Origin of the sequence: Mycoplasma sp. HS2188 (assembly GCF_025209835.1) — a bacterium.
Classification (GTDB): Bacteria; Bacillota_I; Bacilli_A; order Mycoplasmatales; family Metamycoplasmataceae; genus Mycoplasmopsis.
Genome location: NZ_JAOAOI010000021.1, coordinates 1 through 2,990, shown reverse-complemented (window position 1 = coordinate 2,990; position 2,990 = coordinate 1). Strand labels below are relative to the sequence as shown.

The following is a 2,990-nucleotide window of genomic DNA, read 5'->3' as shown; positions in this document are numbered from 1 at the left end:
TAATATTTCCCTGCTCGTCAATTTCTTCCAGCATAATCATTTCATTAGGTGCTAATATTTTCAAACCTTTCTGGCCAGCTTTAATCGATACACCTTCTTTTTTTCACTCAGTAAATGATTTAACAATCGCTGCACCTTCCATTTGTGATTTAATCAAGTTCATATTTTTAAAGCTATATTTATTTGCAAAACCAGATATAAAATCTAAATATTCTTTCATTTTCTCTTCACTATTAAAATACTCATCTAATTCTGCACTTGATTTTTCAATCAGCAAATCAATTGATGATTTATCTTGTTTATCTTCATCAGGTTTTTTTAATTCCATATCTTCTTTTTTATTTTGTTGTTCGAGTTCTAATAAAGAAGCTAGCTCTACGCTACTAATTTCACTTAAATATTTGTCAGCAGCATCGCGCAATTCACCAACCGTCTTAACACTATTTAAATAAGCATCGATTTCAACATATTCGTTTTCATTAATTTCCAACAAGTCTCTAACCACGTGTATGAATTTACTATCTATACCATATTCTTTAATATCTTCATCAGCGTCCGCTAATATATCAGCACCATAGTATATTTGATTATCATCTAAATATTTTTCAAGTCCAGGCAGTTCGCTTGGCTCATCTAAATTAATTTGCAACAACCCATCTAGTTTTTCCAAGTCATCGATATTGTTATTTGTTCTTATTAGGTCAAAGATTTTTTGGTTAATATCATCATTGCTTTTAGCCATATTTTCATTAATGTTTTCAATTATGTCTTTATATGCTTTGCGTTCTTCGTTTGAATTTAGCGAACTCATATTTTCATTAAATCGATTAAGTACATCTTCATCACTTTCTCACTCATACGCATATTGCGTCATGTAAGATATATTTTCATAATCAAGCATATCAGTTTTAACTTCATCGAGATTATTTTCTAATTTGAGATTTTTAGGTCTTAATTCAGGGTTTAAATTTCAATTTTCGTGTTTTAATTCTATTCCCATCTGTTTATTAAATTCATATTCAATAATTTTTGAAAAATTCTCTCTAATATAATCATTAGTTAAATGTTTATCATAAGTTTTATCAATAGTAATACTATAATTTACATCTTTATGAAAATTAGCATTATGGCGAGAATAAGGTGGTGAAATAGTAATTGAAGTCTTTGGCATAAATTCAAGCTTAAATTTTAATGGACGATTTTCAAATGTTTTTAATTCATAATCTGATTTAGTTTGAGCAACTATTGTTGCTAATCAAAAACCTCACATTCCGAAATCATCGCCACGAAAACGATAACTTTGTTTATTTCCATAACTATCTTTAATTCAAAATGTTTTAATATCGTCTAACGTCATATTTTTCTCCTTTTTTTATTTCATTTATTTCTAAAATCATCGATATTGTTATTTAACGTTGTCTGATTCAACTATTTTTTTTCATTTACTTGCAAAAATAACATATTTACTTTTTATTCCATTCTTTCTTAAATCTAAATCAACTTCATTTCTAAAGTCTTTATCTTCTTCCATTTTGGTGCAGAAGTCATCAAATTGATTTAAAAACTCTTCTGCTTTATTTTGTTTCTCTTTCATATTTTTTCCTTTCATTAATTTAATTTCTCTAAGCTCGTGCGAATAAAGTACTGCATACTTAATTGAAGTTCTTCATCAAATACATGAGAATAAAAATATTCCGTAAAATACTCATTCTGATCTAAAAACTTATAATCACCTTCATCAGATATTTGCTTTTGGTAAACATCAACAGTAAAGGTATTTGAGTAATATTTAAATATAACTTTAATGTTGTAGTTTTTATAAATATAATCCACTCTTTGAATTTTATATTTTGGAAAATCGTCCACAATTACCTCCTTCATTTTAGTTTTATTCACTATTTGCATTCGAGCACAAAATATTTAAATTTTTTCTCTGTTCTATCAGCTTATTTAAATCTTCATCACATATTTTTTCAACGCTACCTCCACCATCAATATTAATTTCGGTCATTTTTTCAAAATCTCACAAAATACCATCATTTGTATCAGCAACAATCTCTCTATGCTCATAATTCGGTTTATCCATATAATCAAATAAAAACATTGGTTTAATCGCTATCGGTTTATACCCACCAGCTAACACAATCGCCAACTCCTTAGATTTGTATTTCAAATCGCCAACATCCATCACAAATTCTTTATTTAATGATGATGAAACTGATTTTGTTTTGCCATTATATGAAGTCGATTTTCTCTCTTTTTCATACTTACCTAACATCTCAGCATACGCTTTTAGCGTTTCCTCATTATTAGTTTCTAAAAACACTGTTAATCTTGCCTGCGATTTAATTAATTTATGCTCTGATTTACCACTGTTATATTTATCTAATTGTGTATAGTCCTGCAACACCAAAAGGAAAAATATTTTTCTCGACCTTGATATCGACATTCAATCACCTAAATTTGGTATTTTTTCAATTGAGTTAAACTCTTCCATAATAAATAGCAAACTTCTATTCAATTTTTTACCTGGTAAAGAATTTGCTTTCGAAATCGCACTTTTATAAATTTGACTAATTAAAATCGGAATTAGAAATGATGATGATTTTTTATGGTCTGGAAAACTGATAAATATCGCAAATGGTCTATCATTACCAATCATTTGTTCAAAATCAACATTATTTTTCGATGTAATTTCTTCAGTTTTTAAATCATTAGAAAATTGAATTAGAGCCTTCGTAGCATTAATCAAAATACCAGTTAATGTCTCAGGCACTGTCGTAATTAGTGCATCCATCTCACGTTTTAATTTTTCTCAATAAATTGATTTATATCTATTTTCATTTACAATCTTGGTTCATTCACCCATCGTAAAAGTATCTAAATTTAAAAACGCAACAACATTTGACAATGTAAAGTAATTTAAACTAAACTTTTTATTTTCTAACGAGTAAAGAACCATAAATTTTAATATTGTCATCACGACATTT

Annotated in this window: 4 protein-coding genes; all 4 read right to left on the bottom strand. The window is 27.7% G+C overall.

The genetic code is table 4. The features are described 5' to 3' along the window. Positions 1-1,357 (bottom strand): Mbov_0392 family ICE element protein (locus N1F73_RS03510; RefSeq protein WP_260360129.1); only part of this gene is annotated, 1,357 nt, incomplete at its 3' end. A 48-nt stretch (positions 1,358-1,405) separates the two neighbouring features. After that, positions 1,406-1,594 (bottom strand): hypothetical protein, encoded by a 189-nt coding sequence (locus tag N1F73_RS03505; RefSeq protein WP_260360128.1) that lies wholly within the window; start codon positions 1,592-1,594, stop codon positions 1,406-1,408. Positions 1,595-1,608: 14 nt separating this feature from the next. Next, entirely contained in the window at positions 1,609-1,866 is a 258-nt protein-coding gene (locus N1F73_RS03500; RefSeq protein ID WP_260360127.1) for a hypothetical protein, read from the bottom strand. Positions 1,867-1,888: 22 nt separating this feature from the next. After that, a partial coding sequence (locus tag N1F73_RS03495) for a type IV secretory system conjugative DNA transfer family protein (protein ID WP_260360126.1) occupies positions 1,889-2,990 on the bottom strand: 1,102 nt, incomplete at its 5' end.